This window comes from Pseudomonas sp. P2S-1, assembly GCF_057197725.1.
The window spans coordinates 6,073,046-6,096,331 of the sequence record NZ_CM170068.1 but is presented as its reverse complement, the minus strand read 5'-3'; the positions used below and the strand labels follow the sequence as shown (position 1 = coordinate 6,096,331).

Annotated in this window: 24 protein-coding genes and 2 tRNA genes; 10 read left to right on the top strand and 16 right to left on the bottom strand. The window is 62.1% G+C overall.

Going from position 1 to position 23,286, the window contains the following annotated elements:
* Window positions 1–37: 37 nt before the first annotated feature.
* Complete coding sequence (locus AC2CQI_RS27410) at window positions 38–328, top strand: tyrosine-type recombinase/integrase (protein WP_484578457.1); 291 nt, start codon at window positions 38–40, stop codon at window positions 326–328.
* Window positions 329–337: 9 nt separating this feature from the next.
* Here the strand turns inward: AC2CQI_RS27410 and AC2CQI_RS27405 are convergent, their stop codons facing one another.
* The 6 genes from AC2CQI_RS27405 to dapA form a co-directional block, all read right to left on the bottom strand.
* A complete protein-coding gene (locus AC2CQI_RS27405) occupies window positions 338–1,192 on the bottom strand; it encodes a hypothetical protein (protein WP_484578456.1) in 855 nt (284 codons plus the stop codon).
* Window positions 1,193–1,388: 196 nt separating this feature from the next.
* Window positions 1,389–1,478: transfer RNA gene (locus tag AC2CQI_RS27400), tRNA-Ser, on the bottom strand.
* Window positions 1,479–1,571: 93 nt separating this feature from the next.
* Window positions 1,572–2,282, bottom strand: a complete 711-nt coding sequence (purC, locus tag AC2CQI_RS27395) for a phosphoribosylaminoimidazolesuccinocarboxamide synthase (protein WP_075806118.1) — start codon at window positions 2,280–2,282, stop codon at window positions 1,572–1,574.
* Between the two features lie 28 nt (window positions 2,283–2,310).
* A complete protein-coding gene (locus tag AC2CQI_RS27390) occupies window positions 2,311–3,069 on the bottom strand; it encodes an MBL fold metallo-hydrolase (RefSeq protein WP_075806119.1) in 759 nt (252 codons plus the stop codon).
* On the bottom strand, window positions 3,070–4,182 hold the full coding sequence (gene bamC, locus AC2CQI_RS27385; RefSeq protein ID WP_075806120.1) for an outer membrane protein assembly factor BamC: 1,113 nt from the start codon (window positions 4,180–4,182) through the stop codon (window positions 3,070–3,072). It lies immediately after the preceding gene.
* A 17-nt stretch (window positions 4,183–4,199) separates the two neighbouring features.
* A complete protein-coding gene (gene dapA / locus AC2CQI_RS27380; protein WP_484578455.1) occupies window positions 4,200–5,078 on the bottom strand; it encodes a 4-hydroxy-tetrahydrodipicolinate synthase in 879 nt (292 codons plus the stop codon).
* Between the two features lie 257 nt (window positions 5,079–5,335).
* On the opposite strand from dapA, the gene AC2CQI_RS27375 reads away from it, so the two are divergent.
* Together AC2CQI_RS27375 and AC2CQI_RS27370 are read left to right on the top strand one after the other, a co-directional pair.
* Complete coding sequence (locus tag AC2CQI_RS27375; RefSeq protein WP_009399603.1) at window positions 5,336–5,896, top strand: glycine cleavage system transcriptional repressor; 561 nt, start codon at window positions 5,336–5,338, stop codon at window positions 5,894–5,896.
* A gap of 11 nt (window positions 5,897–5,907) precedes the next feature.
* Window positions 5,908–6,381 (top strand): peroxiredoxin, encoded by a 474-nt coding sequence (locus AC2CQI_RS27370; protein ID WP_484578454.1) that lies wholly within the window; start codon window positions 5,908–5,910, stop codon window positions 6,379–6,381.
* A 96-nt stretch (window positions 6,382–6,477) separates the two neighbouring features.
* Here the strand turns inward: AC2CQI_RS27370 and AC2CQI_RS27365 are convergent, their stop codons facing one another.
* Both AC2CQI_RS27365 and AC2CQI_RS27360 read right to left on the bottom strand, forming a co-directional pair.
* Window positions 6,478–7,548: an AI-2E family transporter gene (locus AC2CQI_RS27365; RefSeq protein WP_075806123.1), complete on the bottom strand. Its 1,071-nt coding sequence runs from the start codon at window positions 7,546–7,548 to the stop codon at window positions 6,478–6,480.
* Between the two features lie 9 nt (window positions 7,549–7,557).
* Entirely contained in the window at window positions 7,558–7,797 is a 240-nt protein-coding gene (locus tag AC2CQI_RS27360; RefSeq protein ID WP_484578453.1) for a sulfurtransferase TusA family protein, read from the bottom strand.
* Between the two features lie 134 nt (window positions 7,798–7,931).
* On the opposite strand from AC2CQI_RS27360, the gene AC2CQI_RS27355 reads away from it, so the two are divergent.
* Window positions 7,932–9,365, top strand: coding sequence for a M48 family metalloprotease (locus AC2CQI_RS27355; protein ID WP_484578452.1), 1,434 nt, complete (start codon window positions 7,932–7,934; stop codon window positions 9,363–9,365).
* A 97-nt stretch (window positions 9,366–9,462) separates the two neighbouring features.
* Here the strand turns inward: AC2CQI_RS27355 and nadA are convergent, their stop codons facing one another.
* From nadA to AC2CQI_RS27340, 3 genes are all read right to left on the bottom strand, one after another.
* A complete protein-coding gene (nadA, locus tag AC2CQI_RS27350; RefSeq protein WP_075806126.1) occupies window positions 9,463–10,521 on the bottom strand; it encodes a quinolinate synthase NadA in 1,059 nt (352 codons plus the stop codon).
* Window positions 10,522–10,741: 220 nt separating this feature from the next.
* The gene (locus AC2CQI_RS27345; RefSeq protein WP_484578451.1) at window positions 10,742–12,205 is read right to left on the bottom strand and encodes a YdgA family protein; all 1,464 of its coding nucleotides are present in this window, start codon (window positions 12,203–12,205) and stop codon (window positions 10,742–10,744) included.
* 187 nt (window positions 12,206–12,392) lie between these two features.
* On the bottom strand, window positions 12,393–12,650 hold the full coding sequence (locus AC2CQI_RS27340; protein WP_484578450.1) for a DUF945 family protein: 258 nt from the start codon (window positions 12,648–12,650) through the stop codon (window positions 12,393–12,395).
* Between the two features lie 303 nt (window positions 12,651–12,953).
* Here AC2CQI_RS27340 and AC2CQI_RS27335 point away from each other — a divergent pair, with 303 nt between their 5' ends.
* Window positions 12,954–14,309 (top strand): UDP-glucose dehydrogenase family protein, encoded by a 1,356-nt coding sequence (locus AC2CQI_RS27335; protein ID WP_075806129.1) that lies wholly within the window; start codon window positions 12,954–12,956, stop codon window positions 14,307–14,309.
* A 9-nt stretch (window positions 14,310–14,318) separates the two neighbouring features.
* Here AC2CQI_RS27335 and AC2CQI_RS27330 read toward each other — a convergent pair whose 3' ends face one another.
* A complete protein-coding gene (locus AC2CQI_RS27330; protein WP_075806130.1) occupies window positions 14,319–15,188 on the bottom strand; it encodes an isocitrate lyase/PEP mutase family protein in 870 nt (289 codons plus the stop codon).
* A 22-nt stretch (window positions 15,189–15,210) separates the two neighbouring features.
* Entirely contained in the window at window positions 15,211–15,441 is a 231-nt protein-coding gene (locus AC2CQI_RS27325; RefSeq protein WP_144443639.1) for a hypothetical protein, read from the bottom strand.
* Window positions 15,442–15,609: 168 nt separating this feature from the next.
* Between AC2CQI_RS27325 and AC2CQI_RS27320 the strand changes: the two genes are divergently transcribed.
* From AC2CQI_RS27320 to AC2CQI_RS27300, 5 genes are all read left to right on the top strand, one after another.
* Complete coding sequence (locus tag AC2CQI_RS27320; RefSeq protein ID WP_075806131.1) at window positions 15,610–16,608, top strand: response regulator; 999 nt, start codon at window positions 15,610–15,612, stop codon at window positions 16,606–16,608.
* 3 nt (window positions 16,609–16,611) lie between these two features.
* Complete coding sequence (locus AC2CQI_RS27315) at window positions 16,612–17,565, top strand: GGDEF domain-containing protein (protein ID WP_075806132.1); 954 nt, start codon at window positions 16,612–16,614, stop codon at window positions 17,563–17,565.
* 80 nt (window positions 17,566–17,645) lie between these two features.
* Window positions 17,646–18,152: an RNA polymerase sigma factor gene (locus tag AC2CQI_RS27310; protein ID WP_075806133.1), complete on the top strand. Its 507-nt coding sequence runs from the start codon at window positions 17,646–17,648 to the stop codon at window positions 18,150–18,152.
* Window positions 18,153–18,157: 5 nt separating this feature from the next.
* On the top strand, window positions 18,158–19,072 hold the full coding sequence (locus AC2CQI_RS27305; protein WP_484578449.1) for a FecR family protein: 915 nt from the start codon (window positions 18,158–18,160) through the stop codon (window positions 19,070–19,072).
* Between the two features lie 85 nt (window positions 19,073–19,157).
* Window positions 19,158–21,548, top strand: coding sequence for a TonB-dependent siderophore receptor (locus AC2CQI_RS27300; RefSeq protein WP_484578448.1), 2,391 nt, complete (start codon window positions 19,158–19,160; stop codon window positions 21,546–21,548).
* A 110-nt stretch (window positions 21,549–21,658) separates the two neighbouring features.
* On the opposite strand, the gene AC2CQI_RS27295 is transcribed toward AC2CQI_RS27300, so the two are convergent.
* From AC2CQI_RS27295 to queE, 3 genes are all read right to left on the bottom strand, one after another.
* A tRNA-Lys gene (locus tag AC2CQI_RS27295) sits at window positions 21,659–21,734 on the bottom strand.
* A 61-nt stretch (window positions 21,735–21,795) separates the two neighbouring features.
* Window positions 21,796–22,470 (bottom strand): 7-cyano-7-deazaguanine synthase QueC, encoded by a 675-nt coding sequence (gene queC, locus AC2CQI_RS27290; protein ID WP_484578447.1) that lies wholly within the window; start codon window positions 22,468–22,470, stop codon window positions 21,796–21,798.
* Window positions 22,471–22,484: 14 nt separating this feature from the next.
* Complete coding sequence (gene queE / locus AC2CQI_RS27285) at window positions 22,485–23,132, bottom strand: 7-carboxy-7-deazaguanine synthase QueE (protein ID WP_484578446.1); 648 nt, start codon at window positions 23,130–23,132, stop codon at window positions 22,485–22,487.
* Window positions 23,133–23,286 lie beyond the last annotated feature (154 nt).

The following is a 23,286-nucleotide window of genomic DNA, read 5'->3' as shown; positions in this document are numbered from 1 at the left end:
CGTCCAGCGCGACAACATCACCAAGAAGAACGAGAAGGTGCGCTTTCTGTTCCAGCGCTCTACATGCGGCCTGCTATGGAACGGCAGGGTGCTGAGCGACTGGTTCACCGAGCACCTCCTTAAAGCTGGCATCCGTCATAGAGGCGCTAACCAGGCTCGCCACACATTCGCTAGCCAAGCGCTATCCAGCCACGTTCCGATCGAGTTGGTTGCCCGCCAACTCGGCCACACTGACACCACTATGGTACGCAAGCACTACGGCCGCTGGATATCGAAGGGCACTAAAAGCATGGCAGATATAGTATCGAAGATGATGGGGCTGTTGTAGCGTGTGCTATTAATGACCTTGGGACCGGACCTGCTCAATGTATTTCTCCAGCCCTTCCGGCGAAAATCGTGGTGGCTGTAATTTCTCAAAAAGACGCGGCTCACGCTTCGCAAATCTAATACTTCTTCCACCCTCGACAGAAAACTTTTTGTCGAGGGCATCCCCAACATTTTTTAGCGCAGCATCTAAGCTTTGAATACCTTGATCAAGAACTGATAGCATATTTTCCGTAACCATATACAACGCCATAATTCGGCCTGGCTCAACCGATCGCAATACAATTCTAAAATCATTCTCTCTCCCATCAACCAACCCAAGCTCGGAAGCCTTTTGCCGGAAAGCATAAAGCGCCTTATTACGCTCTCTAAAGTTCTCAAAGCAAGCAAAATAAGACTGATCACCAAGCAAAAGCTCTTGAATTGCTTCTGCTGCCTCAACATCAGCAAGCAAGTTAAGGATCCGGCCGTCAACCTGATCTTTGATTGCTGGGGACTCAGGCAATGGACCAATGGAGACAAAACGATGGCCTCTATCCTCGAGCGGAAGAACCGATAGCTTCTTGATAGACACCAACTCAGACATTTTATTTATGAGTTGAAACTTCACCATTCGCAGGACATGAACCGACTCTTTAAAATCTCTATCGAACTCAGCCCTCTTTTGAAACTTATACGCAACTAGCGCGCCCAAGCCAGCACCACCAAAGCCGGTGAAAACTGGTCCTAAAACATCCTTTAAATACGATATCAACACCTGGTCTACGAGACCGGTGGCTGGAGGGTAAAAAGCAAAAACGAACAGCACTATCTGAAACGCAGCGAAAAAGCCCAGAAAAAAACCTAAACCCAAATCACTCCATTTCATTTTTAATACTGCCGGCAGGCAGCACTCCTCCTTAAGTCAATCGCCGCTCCAACCCCAAGGATCGCACCTTTGATCGGGCCTGATTAGGCCTGCTCCGGCCCACTGAATCAGAATTATGCCCTAGGATTGCCCTAAAGCATCAGACTGAAACGACAAAGCCCCTGAAACTTTGCAGTTCCAGGGGCTTTGACATGTATGGCGGAGAGATAGGGATTTGAACCCTAGGTACTGTTGCCAGTACAACGGATTTCGAATCCGTCCCGTTCGGCCACTCCGGCATCTCTCCAGTGGCGCGCATCATACCAGCACTTTCTCCAAAGGCGAAGCCTTTTTGAGAAAAAAATCGCGTGCTTTCAGATGCTTGCGCGAACGTGCCGGTTTACAGCGGCACGCCCAGGCGTTTGGCGACTTCTTCGTAGGCTTCGATGACATCACCGAGGCCCTGGCGGAAGCGGTCCTTGTCCATCTTCTTGCGGGTTTCCTTGTCCCACAGGCGGCAACCATCCGGGCTGAACTCGTCACCCAGGACGATTTCGCCGTGGAATACGCCGAACTCCAGCTTGAAGTCGACCAGCAGCAGGCCAGCGTCGTCGAACAGCTTGGTCAGCACTTCGTTGACCTTCAGCGACAGCGCTTTCATCTTGACCAGTTGCTCGGCGGTGCCCCAACCGAAGGCGACAACGTGGGATTCGTTGATGAACGGATCGCCCTTTTCGTCGTTCTTCAGGAACAGTTCGAAGGTCGATGGCTCCAGCTTGATGCCTTCCTCGACGCCCAGGCGCTTGACCAGGCTGCCAGCCGCGTAGTTACGCACGACGCATTCGACCGGGATCATGTCGAGCTTCTTGACCAGGCATTCGTTGTCGCCCAGCAGCTTGTCGAACTGGGTCGGAACGCCGGCTTCTTCCAGCTTCTGCATGATGAAGGCGTTGAACTTGTTGTTCACCATGCCTTTACGGTCGAGCTGTTCGATACGCTTGCCGTCGAAGGCCGAGGTGTCGTTACGGAACAGCAGGATCAAACGGTCGGCGTCGTCGGTCTTGTAAACCGACTTGGCTTTGCCGCGGTAGAGTTCTTCACGTTTTTCCATGATGGGCTCCGCTTGCTAAATGAGGGGGCTAGACGATTTCGCGCCAGTCGAGCCCGCAATCCTGGTTGGCCACTTGCAGCCAGTCCGGGTCGCACCCGAGGGTATCGACGAAACATTGCCGGGCCAGCTGTGGCAGGTTGTTCTTGCTGCTGAGGTGGGCCAGCACCAGGTGCTGCAACTGTTCCCATCCCAGCTCCGCCACCAGGTTCGCAGCCTGGTGGTTGTTCAAATGTCCGTAGTCGCCGCCTACCCGCTGCTTGAGAAACATCGGGTAGTGACCGCGTGCCAGCAGGTCGCGGCAGTGGTTGGCTTCGATCATCAGGGCGTCCAGCCCGCGGTAGTGCTCCAGCAGCACCGAGTCGTAGCAGCCCAGGTCGGTGAGTACGCCGAGGCGCCTGCGACCGTCGCTGAACACGTACTGCAAAGGCTCCAGTGCGTCATGGGTCACGCCCACCGCGCGGATGCTCAGGTCACCGACGTCGAACGTGTCGTTCGCCGCGAGCAGCCCTGTCGCCTCCAGCGGCTTGCGCAGACCGCGCAAGGTGCCTCGACTCAGGTACACCGGAACATTGTAGCGCCGTGCCAGCAACCCCACCCCATGCACGTGGTCGGCATGTTCGTGGGTCACCAGCACGGCGCTCAGGCTGTCTGGCGCTACGCCGAGCCGCGCCAGGCGCCGCTCGGTTTCACGCAGGGAAAAGCCGCAGTCGACCAGCACCCGCGTGTCGCCACTGCTGACCAGCGTGCCATTTCCCTGGCTACCGCTTCCGAGAACCGCGAAGCGCACTTAACCCAGGTTGTCCTGGATGACGCTCAGCACGCGACGGGCCACGTCAGCCGGGGCCACGGTATTGATGTTCTTCTCGACGGTGACCTGGACGCTGTCACCCACCTTGCTCAGGCGAACCTGGTAGCGCTCGGCACGGGCTTCGATCTCTTCCTTGCTCGGCTCGCTGCCGAACATGCGGCTGAGGAATCCAGGCTCGCTCTTCGGCTCGGCTTTCTCGGCCAGGTTGATGTAGTACAGGCCCAGGCTGCGGTTGATGTCTTCGACCCGCCATTCGCCGTGCTCCAGGGCACGACCAACGCTGGACCAGGCACGATCGAGATCGGCGCCGAGGTTCAGCACCGGGTTACCGCTGCCGTCTTCGCTCAGGCTGACGCGGCTCGGGGCATCGAAGTCGCGGGCCGCGAGCAGGGACACCGAACCGCCTTTCTCGGCGCTGCGGGTCATGCTGGCGAGCATTTCGTCGACCAGCACGGCGTCGACGCCGGTGTTGCTGGAGCGGGCCGGGAAGTCCTGCTCGGCGGTGCTGCCGGCCGCACGCTCGACGGTCACCACGTAGACCTCACTGGTGTTGCGCTGCACGCCCGGTTCGATACGCACGCGAGCGCGGATCTCGCTGTCGCGGCTGCTGGCCGCGCCGCCCAGGCGATCGGCCATGGACGCGGACAGCTCGTCGAAACGCTGCCAGGTGGTGTTGAACTCACCGGTCTGCGGACGCTCTTCAGCGATGCGGAAACCGTTGTCCTCGAAGAACTGCCGGGCCACCGGCCAGGTTTCCGCCGGCGAACGCTGGGCCAGGACCCAACGCGCGGCGCCGCTCTTCTGCAGGCTGAAATCGCTGACATCGGCGGTAGCCGCCAGCGGCAGCGGACGGGGAACCTCGAACTCGCCCTTGACGGTGTCGTCCGCGACATTGCGCGGAATCGGCAGCAGCGGGTCGAGACGCTTCACATTGGTTGCATCGGGCGGCAACTGCATGGGGGCCTTTTGGGTCGCCTCCAGGTAGTCGCTGCCACGGTCACGGAAATACCCGTCTTCGCCCCACAACCAGGCGCAACCGCTGGTGCTGGAAATGACAAGTGCAAGGGCGGAAAGACCAGCCAATCGCTTCATGCGGGGTACGTCCTCAATTAAACCAGTACGCCGCACTGGCGCATGGCCTGGCGCAGCGTGTCATGACAGGAGGTGCTCAGCCAGGTCAGCGGCAGGCGAATGCCGTTGCCCATCAGACCCATTTCATTCAGGGCCCACTTCACCGGAATCGGGTTGGCCTCGATGAACAGGTTCTTGTGCAGCGGCATGAGTTTTTCATTGATGGCCCGTGCGGTTTCGGCATCGCCACGCAGGGCGGCCTCGCACAGGTCGGCCATTTCGCGCGGGGCGACGTTGGCCGTGACGGAGATGTTGCCCTTGCCGCCGAGCAGGATCAGCTCGACCGCGGTCGGATCGTCGCCGGACATGACGATGAAGTCGTCGCTGACGCCGTCGATGATCGCCTTGGCGCGGGTCAGGTCACCGGTGGCTTCCTTGATGCCGATGATGTTCGGCACGCTGGACAGGCGGATCACGGTCTCGGCCAGCATGTCGCAGGAGGTGCGGCCCGGCACGTTGTAGAGGATCTGCGGAATGTCCACGGCTTCGGCGATGTGCTTGAAGTGCTGGTACAGGCCTTCCTGGGTCGGCTTGTTGTAGTACGGCACGACCAGCAGGCAGGCGTCGGCGCCGGCGTTCTTGGCATTCTGGGTCAGGTGAACGGCTTCGCTGGTGGAGTTGGCGCCAGTGCCGGCGATGACCGGGATACGGCCCGCGACCTGCTTGACCACGAACTCGATGACCTGGATGTGCTCTTCGACATCGAGGGTTGCCGACTCGCCGGTGGTGCCGACGGCGACGATGGCATGGGTACCGTTCTGCAGGTGGAAGTCCACGAGTTTGCTGAGGCTGTCCCAGTCCAGACGCCCTTGTGCATCCATGGGTGTGACCAATGCCACCATACTGCCCGCAATCATGAAGCTGCTCCTGCCGGAAAAAGAGAGCGGTAATGGTACTGGCGACATCGGCCTTGCACAAGCGACGCGGGCGCCTGGAGCATTCCCCTTCGCGGCCATTTTCGCTACCCTTTGTCCTTTGATCGGTACACAGCGGCCCGTCGGGCTGCCAACCATGCGTTCCGGCAGTGTCCGCCCCTCGATCCAGAGTCCCTGGAACACGCGGATCCGCCTTTTTACCGCGTCAGGTACCGACCGCTCATCGCTTTAGGAATGCTATGTCCACCCCCACCGTCCGCGAACAATTCCTTGTCGTCAGCGCCCTCGGCCCGAGCCCGATGGAGCTGACCAACATCCTCTGCCGCGCCAGCAACGACAGCCGTTGCGCGGTGGTGACCTCCCGCCTGACCCGCCACGGCGAGTGCAGCGCGCTGATCCTGCAGATCAGCGGCAACTGGGATGCCCTCGCGCGCTTCGAAGGCGCCCTGCCGAGCCTGGCCAAGAAGCACGGTTTCATCGTCAACGTGGTGCGCAGCACCGAACTGGAAGTGCGCCCGCTGTCGCTGCCCTACGTTGCCTACGTCAGCGCCGCCTATCGCCCGGACATCATCAACGAGCTGTGCCAGTTCTTCATCGACCACCGCGTCGAGCTGGAGAACCTGACCTGCGACACCTACCAGGCGCCGCAGACCGGCGGCACCATGCTCAACGCCACCTTCACCGTCACGCTGCCCGCCGGCACCCAGATCAGCTGGTTGCGCGACCAGTTCCTGGACTTCGCCGACGCGCTCAACCTGGATGCCCTGATCGAACCGTGGCGTCCACAGAACCCGATGTAAGGAGCCGCCCCATGGCCGTCGAACTCGATAAACCCGTCGCCGACTTCCAGGTCCAGGCCACCAGCGGCCAACAGGTCAGCCTCGCTGACCTCAAGGGCCGCCAGGTCGTGCTGTATTTCTACCCGAAGGACAGCACCCCGGGTTGCACCACCGAAGGCCAGGACTTCCGTGACCAGTACGCCGCCTTCCAGGCCGCCGGCACCGAGGTGTTCGGCGTGTCCCGCGATGGCCTCAAGTCCCACGAGAACTTCAAGGCCAAGCAGGCCTTCCCCTTCGAGCTGATCAGCGACAAGGACGAAAGCCTCTGCCAGCTGTTCGACGTGATCAAGCTGAAGAAGCTGTACGGCAAGGAATACCTGGGCGTCGACCGCAGCACCTTCCTGATCGACAAGAACGGCGTGCTGCGCAAGGAATGGCGCGGCGTGAAGGTGCCGGGCCATGTGGCCGCGGTACTGGCCGCAGCCGAAGCGCTGAACAAGGCCTGACCAGCTCCAAGCTTCAAGCTTCAAGCGGCAAGAAAAAGCAGTCGGCAGCGCTGCGGATCGCTCTTTCTTGCCGCTTGAAGCTTACGGCTTGAAGCCCTAAAGCAGCGGCGCCACCGCCGGTTCCCGCCTTGGCCAGGCATCCAGCACGGCCTTGAACAGCGTCGCCAGCGGAATGGCGAAGAAGATCCCCCAGAAGCCCCACAGCCCGCCGAACAGCAGCACCGCGCAGATGATCGCCACCGGGTGCAGGCTGACCGCCTCCGAGAACAGCAGCGGCACCAGCACGTTGCCATCCAGCGCCTGGATGATCGCGTAGACCGCCATCAGATAGATGAACTGATCACCCCAGCCCCACTGGAACAGGGCAATCAGGGTCACCGGCACCGTCACCACCACCGCGCCCACATAGGGCACCACCACCGACAGCCCCACCAGCAGCGCCAGCAGTGCCGCGTAGTTCAGGCCCAGGGCGACGAAGGCGATATAGGTGGCCACGCCGCAGATCAGGATCTCGATACCCTTGCCGCGAATGTAGTTGGCGATCTGCCGGTTCATTTCCTCGGCGACCCGGGTCATCAGCGCACGCTCCTGCGGGAGGTAGCTGACAACCCAGCGGGCGATGGTCTCGCGGTCCTTGAGGAAGAAGAACACCAGGATCGGCACCAGCACCAGATAGATCATGATGTTGACCAGCAGCGGCAGGCTGGACAGCGAGAAGGTCAGCGCCCACTGGCCGAACTTGCCGATCTCGCCGCGCATGGCCTCGATCGCCTGCAGCACCTGGTCATCGGACACCAGATGCGGATAGCGCTCAGGCAGCAACAGCAACAGCGACTGCCATTTGCCGAGCATTCCCGGCAGTTCGTTGAACAGGGTGATCAACTGGTGCCAGAGCAACGGCACCAGCACCAGCAGGAATACCCCCAGCGCCCCCATGAACAGCGTGAAGACCAGGGCCACCGCGACCTTGCTCGGCACCTTGAAGCGCTCCAGGGCGTTGACCAGGCCCTGCATCAGGAACGCCAGGACCATCCCCGCCAGCACCGGCGCGAGCATGCCGCCGAGGGTCAGGACCGCGGTGAAACCGAGAAACAGCAGAACCGCCAGCACCACCGCTTCCTCGTCGGAGAAATAACGGTGCAGCCAGCTGCGAAGCACTTTGAACATCGGAGGGACTCAGGCCTTTTTCAGCCAGTAGGTGTAGGTGCCGCCTTCGGCGGTTTCGTGAAGCAGGGTATGACCGGCCAGCTTGGCGAAAGTGCGGAAGTCGCGCTGCGAGCCGCCATCAGTGGCGATGACCTTGAGCACCGCACCGGAAGCCAGGCGGTTGAGTTCCATCTTCGCCTTGAGCAACGGCAGCGGGCAGCTAAGGCCGCTGGCGTCCAGTTCGGCGTCGGGATTGGGGATGGTGGTCATTGCTGCACTCCAGAAAAGCGGGTGGCCGGGTCGGCACAGGTCAGGCGAGCCGGCAAGCCTCGCAGAATTGCGCCACTGGTCGCAACCGTGCGAGGCGGCTACAGTAAGGCTTTTTGTCGACCAGAGCTCCGTGCATGACATTTCTGCGCCCTACCCTGCTGACACTGGCCTGCCTGCTGGCGCTTCCAAGCCATGCCGACGACCTGCCGTCACTCGGCGACGCCAGCTCGGCCATTGTCTCGCCGCAACAGGAACACCAGCTCGGCCGTGCCTGGCTGAGCCTGCTGCGCGGCAATGTCAGCCAGCTGTCCGACCCCCAGCTCAAGGATTATGTCGAAACCAGCGTCTACAAGCTTGCCGAAACCAGCCAGTTGCAAGACCGTCGCCTGGAATTCATCCTGATCAACAGCCCCGAACTCAACGCCTTCGCCGCCCCCGGCGGGATCGTCGGGGTCAACGGCGGCCTGTTCCTCAATGCCCAGACCGAGGGTGAATACGCCTCGGTGCTCGCCCACGAACTCGCGCACTTGTCTCAACGCCACTTCGCCCGTGGCGTCGAAGCCCAGCAGCGCATGCAGTTGCCGATGATGGCGGCCTTGCTCGCTGGCATCGTGGTCGCCGCCTCTGGCGCGGGCGATGCCGGTATCGCCGCCATCGCCGGGACCCAGGCCGCCGCCATCCAGGAACAGCGCCGCTTCTCCCGGCAGAACGAGCAGGAAGCCGACCGTATCGGCATCCTCAACCTAGAAAAGGCCGGCTACGACCCGCGCAACATGCCGACCATGTTCGAACGCCTGATGCGCCAGTATCGCTTCGACGCCAAGCCGCCAGAGTTCCTCCTCACTCACCCGGTTACCGAAAACCGTATCGCCGACACCCGCAACCGGGCGGAACAGGCGCCGGCGGGCGGGATCGAGGACAGTGCGCGCTACCAGTTGATGCGTGCGCGTGTGCAGTTGTTCTATGAGGGCACGCCAGGTCTGGCGGCCAAACGTTTCCGGGCGCAACTGGACGAGAACCCGAAACTCGACGCGGCGCGCTATGGCCTGGCCCTGGCGCAGATCAAGGGCGGCCAGCTCAACGAAGCACGGGAGAACCTCAAGCCCCTGCTGGCCAAGGCGCCCAACGACATCACCTACAACCTGACCCAGATTGACCTGGAGATCACCAACAACCGTCTTGCCGATGCCCAGCAACGGGTGGATCGCATGCGCCAGCTGTATCCGGGCAACTATCCGCTGAAACAGGTGGCTGCCGACCTGCTGCTCAAGCAGAACAAGCCGGCCGAGGCGGAGAAGACGCTGGAAGCGCTGGTCAAGGAGCGCGGGGACGACCCGGATGTCTGGTATGACCTGGCCGAAGCTCGCGGATTGTCCGGCAATACCATCGGCCTGCACCAGGCCCGGGCCGAGTTCTTCGCGTTGACGGGGGATTTCGACCAGGCGATCCAGCAGCTGGACTACGCCAAGCGGCGGGCCGGCACCAACTTCCAGCTGGCCTCGCGGATCGATGCGCGGCAGCGGGACATGCTGGAGCAGCAGCGGATGGTCAAGGACATGATGCGCTGATCTTCAGGGCCTCATCGCTGGCAAGCCAGCTCCCACAGGTACTGTATACACCGAACCTGTGGGAGCTGGCTTGCCAGCGATGGGAGCCCCTCGAATCTTAAGCGTTACCAGAGAGCTTCAACCGCGCCGCCGCGGTGAAATCCAGCATTCGCTGCAACGGCCGGATCGCCTGTGGAACCAGGGCCGGCTCGACGAAGATCTCGTTGGTGCCTTCACGCAGGCACTGCAGGGTGCGCTCCAGGGTGTTCATCGCCATCCACGGGCAATGGGCACAGCTGCGGCAGGTCGCACCGTTGCCCGCCGTCGGCGCTTCGATGAACTCCTTGTCCGGGCACAGCTGCTGCATCTTGTAGAAGATGCCGCGATCAGTGGCGACCACGAAACGCTTGTTCGGCATGCGCTGCGCCGCCGCAATCAACTGGCTGGTGGAACCCACCGCGTCGGCCAGCTCGATCACCGCTTCCGGCGATTCCGGGTGCACGAGGATCGCGGCATCCGGGTACAGAGCCTTGATATCGGCCAGTTGCCGCGACTTGAACTCTTCGTGAACGATGCAGGCACCGTCCCACATCAGCATGTCGGCGCCGGTCTGCTTCTGGATGTAACGCCCCAGGTGCTGGTCCGGGCCCCAGATGAAGGTCTCGCCGTTGTCCATCAGGCTTTCGACGATCTCCAGCGCGCAGCTCGAGGTCACCACCCAGTCGGCACGGGCCTTCACCGCCGCCGAGGTGTTGGCGTAGACCACCACGGTACGCTCCGGATGCTGGTCGCAGAAGGCCGAGAACTCGTCCACCGGGCAGCCCAGATCGAGGGAGCAGGTCGCTTCCAGGGTCGGCATCAGGATGCGTTTTTCCGGGGTGAGGATCTTCGCCGTCTCGCCCATGAAGCGCACGCCGGCCACCAGCACGGTCTTGGCCGGGTGGTTCTTGCCGAAGCGGGCCATCTCCAGGGAGTCGGCCACGCAACCACCGGTTTCCTCGGCCAGGGCCTGGATCACCGGGTCGCAATAGTAGTGGGCGACCAGCACCGCATCCTGCGCCTTGAGCTCGGCGGCGATGGCGGCACGGTAGTCGGCCTCCTGTTCAGGAGTGAGGGGCTTGGGCTGCTTGGCGTCCAGGTGGGCCTGGACCAGAAGGCGTTCGGAAATCTGCGTCATGTTCGCAAGACCTGCAGGCGCTGATGCGCGTAAGTCGAGAGTATCATCGGGCACGGACAAATCGGGTAACAGCTTGACTGTTGCACGGGCGGCAAAGTCCGCTGCGACCTCGGTTTTATGAGTGGCCGAAGGCTACAGACAATCGGATGAATTCTAAAGAGTTTTTTACCCCGCCAGGCGGGTGGGCGACGCTCGACACATCGCCCGCCAGCCCAGGTGGTTACTGTGCGGCGCCGGTGATTCCGGCAGTACGCTGCTGGACCAGGGCAGCGAACTGATCGGCGGTCATCTTCTGGCCGTTGAAGTCCACCTGGCCGTCGGCGTACTTCAACTGTACGAGGACGTCGTCGCCCTTGACCGTCGCCAGCTGGCTTTGCGCGGCGATCATCCCGACCATCTCGCCGGAAGCCGAGGCCTGGCGGACCTGCTCGGCGTCCAGCCCTTCGAGTTTGGCGCGCAGGGCCGCCAGGTCACCGACCATCGGCTTGGAGATCTTCAGGTTGGTCTGCAGCGCCTTCACCGACTGGGCGAAGGCCTGCTCCAGCGGGATACCTTCCAGCCCCTTGCCGGACAGGTCCAGATCGAGGTCGAAGCGGCTTTCGCCGTTGGCCGTCTTGAACGACAGCTCCTGCAAGGTCACCCGCGGACCGCCCTCCAGCAGCTTCAGCAACGGCGCCTGCAACTGCGGATCGTCCAGCATCATCGCGCCAGCATCCGGAGTCATGCTCAGGGCCATGCCTTGCAGTTGCGGCAGGTTCTGCTCATACCAGTTCACCAAACTGCCGACCGCTTCCGGGTTCAGCCGCTCCACGCTCCAGGCGAAGCGGGCGCTGCCGATGGGATTACCGGAAAAACTGATGTCCGCCAGGCTGGCCTGCTGCTTCAGCGACAGGCCCGCCTCCTCGATGCGATAGACATCGCGCTGCTCGAACTTGCCGAAGTGCAGCGACTGCTCGTTGCCGAACGACAGATTGCTTTCTGCGACATCCAGGTTCATCGAGCCGACGAAATAGCCGTAGTCACTCATGGTGAAGTCGGTGGACAGGGCAACACCCTTGAACGTCACATTCACCGGGGCTTCGCCAGCGGTCAGCAATGCTACCCGGCCCAGATCGCCCTGCAGGCGCAGGCCATCGCCTTTCAGCGACGACTCCAGGTTCAGGGTCAGGCCAGAGAACGACAGCGAGGTGCCATCCTCATCGCTGGACTCGAACGGCTCGACCCGCAGTTCATTGTGCAACGCACCGCCGTAGCCAACGCTCATGCTGCCTTGCAGCGGGGCCTTGTCGCCGGTCAGGCCGAACCACGAGGCGGTGTTATCGGTCTTGAGCAGCGCGTAGTTGCTTGCCGCCATGACCGGCGCCAGTTGCAGGCGCTTGACCCGCGACCAGGGGAACGGGCCGTGCTCCAGATGATCGCTGAACTCCAGCTGGATCGGCTCGACGTCGTTACCGGCGAGGGTCAGGCGGTAGCGCGCTTCGCTGCTGAACACCCCGGATTCCAGGGACAGCAGCTCGACCTTGCCGCTGCCACTGCCGCTCAGGGCCGCCGCCAGTTGCCGGTTGGACTGCGCCAGCGAGGATTCGAGCACCTCGGGCAACTGCTTGCCGGTGTACCACGCGATCGAGGTGCAGGCCGCACCTACTACAACCAGCCCGCCAATAACTACCAGTGCTTTCTTCATGAAGTGTTCCAGTTGCGTTCCTTGAGTAGAGAAGGCCCGGACTTAAGTGGTCGGGCCTTCGGAGGGCGAGAGTAACATTAGTGAAAGATGATTCCCCCGAACCAGGTGAAACTAATGAACCGATTTACGCCCGAGTATCCTGAGGAGTTCATCCAGGGGTAGTGTTCTACCATTCAACTCCGCCTCATCAGGCGGCGCCACACGCAAGTTCATCTGGATCTCGTTGCTCGAGCGTCAGACGATAACGCGCATCGGCACCGAACGTCCGGGCATCGAGAGAAAGCAGCTCGATTCTGGCCTTGCCTTCAAATCCAAGCGCCACCTTCAACTGCTGGTTAACCTGAACGAGCACGGCGTCCAGCCGTTGCGGCATTTTCCCCGTGTACCAAGCGGCTAGAACGCCAAGCGAAACAAGCACGCCGAGCGCTATCAGTATTTTTTTCATTACGTGGGTCCAGCGGCAGGAAAGGTCACCCGGAAATCTCTCCAAAGCATTTCAAACGGGACGTTATCACCACGCCGGGGTTCGAATCGGTCAGGAAAGAGCGACTGAAGAGAAGGAAAGATCGTCGCCTGTCGTGGCCTTATTCCGAGAACCGCACTGCCTTCCAAACACTCGGACAAAAGACAATCCGGCAAACGCCAGTCGGCCCCTCACGAAACTGTCATCGGACACTGCCATGGTTCTGCGCATCGCTCCGCCCTGTGTGGCGGGAGGAACAGCATCGCGCTGAAAAGGGAGCCTCTTATGAAAGTTGCAGTGTTCGGTACCGGTTACGTGGGCCTGACCCTCGCTGCCTGCCTCGCCGAGGTTGGCCATGCGGTGTGCTGCGTGGACGTCGATGCCCATCGCGTGGCGAGCCTGTCCGAAGGCCATTGCCCGATCTTCGAGCCCGGCCTGCCGGAACTGCTGAAGAACGGCCTGACCAGCGCGCGCCTGAAGTTCACCCTCGACGCCGCCCGAGCCATCGATACCGCAACGGTGATTTTCATTGCCGTCGGCACCCCTTCGCTCCCCGACGGCAGCGCCGACCTGCGCCAGGTCTTTGCCGTGACCGACAGCATCGCCCGCCACGCCCGGGGCGAAAAGGTGGTGGTCAACAAGTCCACCTCGCCGGTGGGCACCGTGGATGCGATCAAGGCCCGCCTTGCCAGCCACGATGCCAGCACCGCGCAGCGCCTGGACGTGGTGAGCAACCCGGAATTCCTCAAGGAAGGCTCGGCGGTACTGGACTGCATGCGCCCCGACCGCATCCTGATCGGTGGCGCCAGCCCGACGACCCTGAACCTGCTGCGCGAGCTGTTCGCACCGTTCAGCCGTAACCATGACAAGTTCATCAGCATGGACGCTCGCAGCGCCGAACTGGCCAAGTACGCGGCCAATTGCATGTTGGCGACCAAGATCTCGTTCATGAACGAAATGGCCAACCTGGCCGAACACACCGGTGCGGATATCGAGGCGGTGCGCCGCGGCATCGGCTCCGACCCGCGCATCGGCTACGACTTCATCTACGCCGGCTGCGGCTTTGGCGGTTCGTGCTTCCCCAAGGACCTCTCGGCCCTGCAACGCATCGCCGAGCAATACGATTACCAGCCGCGCCTGCTCCAGGCCGTGGATGCGGTAAACCAGCGGCAGAAGCATCGCCTGTTCGAGAAAATCCTCGATCACTACGACGGCGACCTGGCCGGCAAGACCTTCGCCCTCTGGGGCCTGGCATTCAAGCCCAACACCGATGATATGCGCGAGGCCTCGAGCCAGGTCCTGCTGCGTTCGCTGTGGCAGGCCGGGGCGAAAGTCCAGGCGTTCGATCCCCAGGCACGCGCCGAGGCACGCCGCCTGTTCGGCGAGCGCGACGATTTGCAACTGATGGACAGGAAGGAAGACACCCTGGCCGGCGCCCATGCCCTGGTGATCGTCACCGAATGGCAGGATTTCAGGGTGCTGGACAGCGGGATGGTCAGGCAGCGCCTGCTCGATGGCACGGTGTTCGATGGCCGCAACCTGTTCGAGCCGGCGCAGATGGCCGAGGCAGGACTGGCCTACTACAGCATCGGCCGGCCTGATGCCGGAACGCGCCCAGGCGCTCCGGCGGTGCAGGCATAAGGCAGCGCCTTACTCGTTGACGTCCATGAACTCACGGGCCCAGACGATGTAGTCGTTCGGCTGGGTGTAGGTGTGGGTCAGCTCGGTCGCGCTCAGGTCCGAGGCGGCGCTGGTGATCCGGCGCTGTTCGCGCAGGCAGTCGTAGGTGGCCTTGATCGCGGCGAAGTAGGCGCCATGGCCATCGACGGCGATACGCACACCGAGTTGCGCCAGGCGCGCATCGTCGTGCAGTTGCGGGTTGCCGTAGGTGACCAGCATCAGCGGTACGGTGAGGTGGCGGGCGATCTCTTCGAGATGCTCGAAATCACGAACACCGACCATGCAGATGCCATCAGCGCCAGCATTCTGGTACGCCACGGCGCGAGCGATGACTTCCTCGGTCGGAATGGCGGCGGCGTTGGTCCGGGCGATGATCACCAGCTCCGGGTCGACACGGGCTTCAAGCGCTGCACGAACCTTGCCGACACCTTCGGCGATGCTGATCAGGTCAGTGGACTTGCGGCCGAACTGGGCCGGCAGCAGGGTGTCCTCGATGGTCAGGGCAGAAACCCCGGCGCGTTCCAGTTCGATCACCGTGCGCATCACGTTCAGGGCGTTACCGTAGCCATGGTCGGCGTCGGCAATGAATGGCAACTGGGCGACACGTCCGATACGGGTCGCCTGCTCGGCGAACTCGCTCAGGGTGATCAGGGCAAAATCCGGTGCTGCAAGTACCTGTAGCGACGCCACCGAGCCCCCGAGGATACCCACCTCGAAACCGAGGTCGGCGGCAATACGCGCGGACATCGGGTCGAACACCGAGGCGGTGTGGTAACAGTTGGGGGACGCAAGGAGTTTACGAAACGCACGGCGCAGTTCTTGGTGGGACGCTTTAGGCATGATCAATCCACTTATCTCGACTTCATTCTGCCCGGCAACATACCACTGCTTGATGTCGCTCTGACAGCAGGAAAGGTCTTTGTCCGACAAATTGACGAAACGTTTCATCTCCCGGGATTGAAGGGCTGCGCTGGAACAGGGGATTCCCCGAGCGGGACGGAGAGAAGTAAGAAGCGGGAAAATCGGCGCTGCGCAGCGAGGAAATTTTCCAGTCTTTCATCAAAAAATCGCGAAATGAGTATGAACTGTGCATGGGTTTCTCCATCAACACTGACTCAGGCCAATCCTGAGAAAGCCATCAGGGATTAGCGTATTGGATCCATTTGCACACTCAGTGATTCCCCTAGCCATTAAGCGTAGCTTTTGTGCGGCTATGGCATAATGAAATCATTCCGCACCTCCAGATAACGAGCCGTGACTTGTGTCAGTAACTACCCTAACCGTCTGTGACGACTCCACCGTTGCCCGCAAGCAGGTCCTGCGAGCCTTGCCCTCCGACTGGCCGGTTTCGGTCACGGAGGCCGCCAACGGACATCAATGCATGGACGCCGTGCGCAAGGGCCTGGGCCAGGTCGTGGTGCTCGACCTGAACATGCCGGAAATGGACGGCTATCAGGTACTGCATGCGCTGCGCGACGAGGGCTTGCAGGCCAATGTCATCGTTATCTCAGGGGACGTGCAGCAGGAGGCCCTGCGCCGCGTGCAGGAACTGGGCGCCCTGGCCTTCCTGAAAAAGCCCTTCGAGCAAGAACAACTGCGCGAAACCCTGGACCGCCTGGGCCTGCTGCAACTGGCGGGCCGGGCGGCGCAGAGCCATCGTCCGCAGACCAGCGCCAGCGTCAGCTTCAACGAGGTGTTCCGCGAAACCGTCAACGTCGCCATGGGCCGCGCCGCCGCACTGATCGCCAAGGTGCTCGGGGTGTTCGTGCAACTGCCGGTGCCTAACGTGAACATCCTCGAAGTCGGTGAACTGCACATGGCCCTGGCGGACGCCGGGCGCTGCAAGCAACTGACCGCGGTGTGCCAGGGCTTTATCGGCGGCGGTATCGCCGGAGAGGCGCTGCTGATGTTCCACGACTCGGAAATCGCCGATATGGCGCGGCTGATGAAGCATGAGAGCAGCCACGCCTCCGACCTGGAGATGCTCCTGGACCTGTCCAGCATCCTGATCGGCGCCTGCCTGAGCGGCATCGCCGAGCAGGTCGACGTGGTGTTCTCGCAGTGTCACCCGCAGATCCTCGGCCAGCACGCCAATATCGAGGAACTGATCCGGGTCAACCAGCGGCGCTGGAAGAAGACCCTCGCGGTGGAGATCAGCTACGGCCTGGAAGGCCATGACATCAGCTTCGACCTGTTGCTGCTGTTCACCGAAGACTCCATCGAACGACTGACCCATAAACTCGCGTACCTGATGAACTGAGCCATGAACAAAGCCCTTGATCTGACCGAGTTCCACTGGCTGCTGGCGATCGTGCAGAGCATCGACGTCGGCGTGGTAGTGCTCGATCGCGACTACTGCGTGCAGGTCTGGAACACCTTCATGGAGAACCGTTCCGGGGTGCCGCCCAAGGACGCCATCAGCCAGTCGTTCTTCCGGTTGTTCCCCGAAGTCAACGAGGACTGGTTCCGGCGCAAGCTCGACAGCGTGGGCACCCTTGGCACGGCAGCGTTCACCGTGTGGGAACAACGCCCCTATCTGGTGCGGTTCAAGAACTACCAGCCGATCACCGGGCAGGAAGACTTCATGTACCAGAACACCACGCTGTTCCCGCTGCGCTCCACCGACAGCAGCATCAGCCATTTCTGCCTGGTGATCTACGACGTGACCGACGTCGCCACCAACCGGCACATGCTGCAGTCGGCCAACGCCCAGCTGCAGAAGCTTTCCAGCACCGACCGCCTGACCGGCCTGTACAACCGCGGCCACTGGGAAGACAGCCTCAAGGTCGCGTACGCCCGCCACCAGCGTCATGGCAACGCCACCAGCCTGGTGATGTTCGATATCGATCACTTCAAGCGCATCAACGACACCTACGGCCACCAGGCCGGCGACGAAGTGATCAGGCAGGTCGCCGCGCTGCTCCGCGAGTATGTGCGCGACACCGACGTGGCGGGGCGCTATGGCGGCGAGGAGTTCGGCGTGGTGCTGTCGGATACCGACAAGCATGGCGCGGTGGCCTTTGCCGAGCGCCTGCGCAAGGCGGTGGAGGAACTGGAAGTGAAGCATGAAGGCTTGACCATCCGCTTCACCATCAGCCTTGGGGTCGCCGATCTTGGCCAGCCGTCCGACAGCCACGCGGACCTCATCGCCTGGGCCGACCAGGCCCTGTATGCCTCGAAGAAAGGCGGACGCAACCAGGTTTCCGTGTACGGATGACAAGACGCCATCACCGCCTTGCATCTGCAAATCATTCTCGTTAAAGTCGGCGCCCTCGCCCTCCCGGGATAACGGCCGCCATGTCGAGCATGAGCACGGAAGAACTGGAACGGGCATTCAAGGCCCATTCCCGTGAGCTGCGAGTGTTCCTCTATCGACAGCTGCACAGCACCGAGACCGCTGCCGACCTCACTCAGGAAACCTGGTTGCGCATGCTCAGGCAGCGACCGCGCACGCCGGTGGAGAACCTGCGGGCGTTCATCTTCCGCATCGCCCGCAACCTGGCCATCGATCATGTGCGCAGCCGCGCCTCCCGCGAGCGTCACGACCAGGGCCTGGCGTATCTTTACGAAGTCACCGGCGAAACGCCCGAGCTGATCGACACCGTCGCCGCCAGCCAGGAACTGGAAACACTGGATGCCGCACTCAAGCGCATGGGGGAGCCGGAGCAAAGCATCTTCCTCAAGTGTCGCCTCCAGGGCATTGCACAAAAGGATGTAGCCCGGGAGCTGGGCATGTCCCTCAGTTCGGTGGAGAAGCACCTGGCCAGCGCGCTGGACTTTTTGCGTCGAAGCCTTCAGCGTTGAACACCATGCCTGACCTCAAAGCCGATCCTGCCGACCTTCACGCCACCGCCCAGTACTGGGTCGTACGCCTGACCTCGGAAGACGTGGCACCTGCCGATATTGCCGCCGCCCGCGCCTGGTGCGCCGAGGATCCCGCGCACCAGCGGGCATTCGTCGACGCACGCCGGCTATGGCAGCTCAGCGGGCACTTGCAGGCCCCTGCGATACAGCGCCGCTCACCGACGTGGGCCTGGGCGACAGCGGCAGTCCTGCTGATCGCCCTCGGGCTCGGACTGGTCCGACAGCAGGCCTGGGATGCGGATTACCACACCGGCCTCGGCGAACAGCAGCGCATCACCCTGGCGGACGGCTCCCATGTCCTGCTGGATTCCGACTCGGCGATAGACGTCAGCCTGTACGGTGACCGGCGGGAAATCACCTTGCGCAAGGGCGAGGCGCTGTTCGAAGTGGCACATGACCCGCAGCGCCCCTTCCAGGTCCGTACCGGGGACCTGGGCGCGACCGCCCTCGGCACCGTCTACGCGGTGCGCAAGCGCGGTGACGACGCACAGGTCACTGTGGCCCGCGGGCGTGTCGCGGTAAAGGACGCCGGCGCCAGCCTGGTCCTCGGTGCCGGGGAACAGGTCAGCCGCCTGAACGGCGCCCTTGGCGATAAACAGACCGTCGATACCGCCAAGGCCCTGGCCTGGCAACACGGCCGCCTGGTCTTCGAGATGGCACCGCTGCCGGATGTACTCGCCGAGTTGCAGCGCTACCGGCCTGGCTACCTGCTGATAGGCGACGACAGCCTGCGCACGCTCAAGGTCAGCGGCAGTTTCCGCCTCGACCGCCTGGAGGATGCCCTGGGCACGCTGGAGCAAGCGTTTCCCTTGAGGATCCAGCGCTACACCGACTACCTGCTGGTACTACAGCCCCGCTGAGTGAAATTATTTTTACGGGTCTGCCGGGCTCACCCGTCTTCCCTCGCGAAAAAGATAATTACTTGCATTCGCCAGGGAGAATCAGATGTACCCACCGTCCACCGGTCACCGCCCGATCGTCCTCGCCCTTCGCCGCGCCACGCTGCTGATGGGGCTGCTGCCTGCTATCGCCTGGGCAGAGCCGGTCGCCTTCGATATTCCGGCCCAGTCGCTGGCCAGCGCGCTCAATCAGCTCGCCGAGCAAAGTGGCTTGCAGGTCATCTACAACGGTGAACTGGTGCAGGGCCTCAACAGCCCGGCCGTGCGTGGCAACCAGGAACCGGAGGCTGCCCTGCAACGCCTGTTGCAGGGCAGCGGGCTGATCTGGCACAGCACCGGCCAGGGCAGCGTCATGCTGGACAAGCCTGCCACAGGCGAGAGCGTCCAACTGGGTGCCACCGCCATCAGTGCTGCCCTCTCCGGCGACAGCACCACCGAAGGCAGCACGCGCTACGCCCCCTCCGGTCCCAGCAGCACAGCCACGCGCCTGGGCATGAGCCTGCGCGAGACGCCGCAATCGGTGACCGTGGTTACCCGCCAGCGCATGGACGACCAGAACATGAAGGACCTGGACGACGTGCTGGAGAACACCACCGGCATCGTGGTGATGAAGAACGGCGGCGAGCGCTCCCTGTACCAGACGCGCGGGCAACTGGTGGAAAGCCTGCAGATCGATGGCGTGCCCACCAACATCAGCAATGCCTATTCGATGGACGCCATCTCCAAGCCGGCCACCGACATCTACGACCGCATCGAAGTGGTGCGCGGTGCTACCGGCCTGACCGAGGGTGCCGGCACGCCATCGGCGGCGATCAACATGGTGCGCAAGCGCCCGACGGCCGAACCTCAGGCGCTGGTCGAGACCTCGGTGGGCTCCTGGGACGACTACCGGACCATGCTCGACCTCTCTTCGGCACTGAACCCCGAAGGCACCCTGCGCGGTCGCACCGTGGTCAGCTATAACGATGCCAACAGCTACATGGACAACGTGAAGAAGGAAAACCAGCTGTTCTACGGCATCGTCGAGATGGACCTGACGCCGAACACCCTGGCCACCCTCGGCTTCTCGTGGCAGAAAGACCGTAACTCCGGCTATGACTGGTCGGCGTTGCCTACCCGTGCCGATGGCTCCTTCTATCCGCTGTCGCGCTCGACCAACCTCACCGGCCAGTGGAACAAACTGAACAAGCGCAACACCACGGTGTTCGCCGACATCCAGCACAGCTTCGACAACGACTGGAAGCTGGTGGTGGCCGCCAACCAGATCTGGGCGAAGTCGGAATTCCTCGGCAACTACACCTGGCGGGTCAGTGGCGACCGCTTCAGCCTCAATCCGCGTCACTTTTTCTACGACGATACCCAGACCAGCCTCGACGGCTATGCGACCGGCCCCTTCCAACTGTTCGGCCGACGCCATGAACTGGTGCTCGGCGCCAATATCCGCCAGGACGACTTCGACTACCACGGCGGCCGTGACGCGACCTACAACTACCAGTTCGACATGAACGACCTGTCCGGCTTCAATCCACCCAAGCCGACCGCGCTCAATTCGAACCAGTGGAAGTACAACATCACCCAGCAACAGTCGGGCCTCTACAGCGCCGCACGCTTCAGCCTGAGCGACAGCACGAAGTTCATCCTTGGCAGCCGCCTGAGCTGGTTCAAGACCGAAAACATGACCAACACCACTGGCACGCCGCGGCGCAGCGAATACGCGAAGAACCAGGAAGTCACACCCTATGCCGGGCTGGTGCAGGAACTGAGCGACAACCTGAGCGCCTATGCCAGCTACACCGAGATCTTCAAGCCGCAGAGCAACCGCGATATCAGCGGTTCGATCCTCGACCCCATGACCGGCAGCAACTACGAGCTCGGGCTCAAGGGCGAGTTCCTCGACAAGCGCCTGACCGCCAGCATGGCGCTGTTCCAGGCGGACCAGACCGGACGGGCAGAGTATGTGATTCCCTGTGATTGCTACGAAGCCTCCGACAAGGTGCGCAACCGGGGCATTGAGCTGGAAATGAATGGCGCGCTGACGCCAGACTGGAGCCTTTCGGCCGGGTATACCTACACCCAGTCGAAATACATTGGCGGCAGCCAAAAGGGCGAGGCATTTGCCTCGAATGCACCGCGCCATCTGCTCAAGGTTGCCACCGACTACCGCCTGCCCGGCGTCCTGAACAGGGCGCGGGTGGGCGGCAGCGTCAACGTGCAGAGCGACATCAGCAATCGCGACGAAGGCTATACCATTCGCCAGGGCGGCTATGCCCTGGCCAACCTCCACGCAGTCTACGAACTGGATGAGCACCTGGAGCTGCAGTACAACCTGGACAACGTGTTCGATCGCAAGTACGTCCAGACCGTGGGCAACGACAACTACTGGAACTTCTACGGCGAGCCGCGCAACTTCAACGTGGCATTGCGGGCGAAGTTCTGACACGGGGCGCTCAAAGCCGGGAGCGGTTTCACCGCTCCCACGCATTAAAAAAACCATGAACGAAAAAGCCCGCCGACCTCGAAAGGTGGCGGGCTTCTTCGTACTGCGTATGGTGGGTCGTGTAGGATTCGAACCTACGACCAATTGGTTAAAAGCCAACTGCTCTACCAACTGAGCTAACGACCCGTTGGATGGCGCGTATAATACTGATTTCTAACAGGAAATCAACACCCCATCGCAAAATAATTCAAAAATATCTGGTCGGGTCCTGAACACCGGCCGCTGCGAAGCCTTCGGCGCGCAGGCGGCAGCTGTCGCATTTGCCACAGGCACGGCCTTCATCATCGGCCTGGTAGCAGGAAACCGTGAGGCTGTAGTCCACGCCACGGGCCAAGCCCGCCTGGACGATCTGCGCCTTGCTGAGGTTCTGCAGTGGCGCCTGGATACGGAAGCCCTGCCCTTCGACACCGGCCTTGGTCGCCAGGTTGGCCATGCGCTCGAAGGCTTCGACGAACTCGGGACGGCAGTCCGGGTAGCCGGAGTAGTCCACCGCATTCACTCCGATGAAGATATCCCGCGCCTCCAGCACCTCGGCCCAGCCCAGGGCGAGGGACAGGAACACCGTGTTGCGGGCCGGCACGTAGGTCACCGGAATGCCGTCGCTGGGTGCTTCGGGCACGTCGATGCTGCTGTCGGTCAGGGCCGAGCCGCCGATACCGTTGAGATTCAGGCCGATCACCTTGTGCTCCACCACACCCAGGTCGCGGGCGACCCGGGCGGCGGCATGCAGCTCGGCGCGATGGCGCTGCCCGTAATCGAAGCTCATGGTGTAGCACTGGTAGCCCTCGGCCTTGGCCATGGCGACCACGGTGGCCGAATCCAGGCCGCCGGACAGCAGAATTACCGCACGTTTCTCAGTCATTGCAGAAGCTCCTCTCAGCGTCCCGGTTCGTCGTTCCAGAGCAGTTTGTGCAACTGCATCTGCAAGCGAACCGGCAGGTTGTCGGCGACGATCCAGTCGGCCAGATCGGTGACGTTCAGTTCATGGTGGCTGGGCGAGAACAGGACTTCGCCGGCACGCTTGTCGAGCCCGTACTGGATCAGCTTGGACACCGCCCAGTCGTAGTCCTCGCGAGAACAGAGGACGAACTTGACCTGGTCGTTGGCGGTCAGCAGCTCGATGTTCTCGTAGCGGTTGCGATGGACTTCGGCCGAACCCGGGGTCTTCAGGTCCACCACGCGGCTGACGCGCAGGTCGACCGCAGAGATGTCCATCGAGCCGCTGGTTTCCAGGGAAACCTCGTAGCCGGCGTCACAGAGCTGCTTGAGCAAAGGAATCGCATTGGGCTGGGCAAGCGGCTCGCCACCGGTCACGCACACGTAGCGCGGGCGATAGCTGGCGACCTGTTCGAGGATCGAGTCGAGAGTGCGGAGGGTGCCGCCACTGAAGGCGTAGGCGCTGTCGCAGTACTGGCAGCGCAGCGGGCAGCCGGTGAGACGCACGAATACCGTGGGCAGCCCAGCGGTGCGCGTTTCACCCTGCAAAGAGTAAAAGACTTCGGTGATGCGTAATGTGTCTTGCATAGTCGCCACGGGCTGGACAGCTGAACAGGCTGCCCGCCTCCGTCAGGCACCATCGCGAACTCGACATAGCGTTATTCGCGACGGCGTTTCAATAAAAGGGCGCAGATTCTAACGAAAAAACCCGCGACAGGCGCGGGTTTCTTTCAAGCGGTGC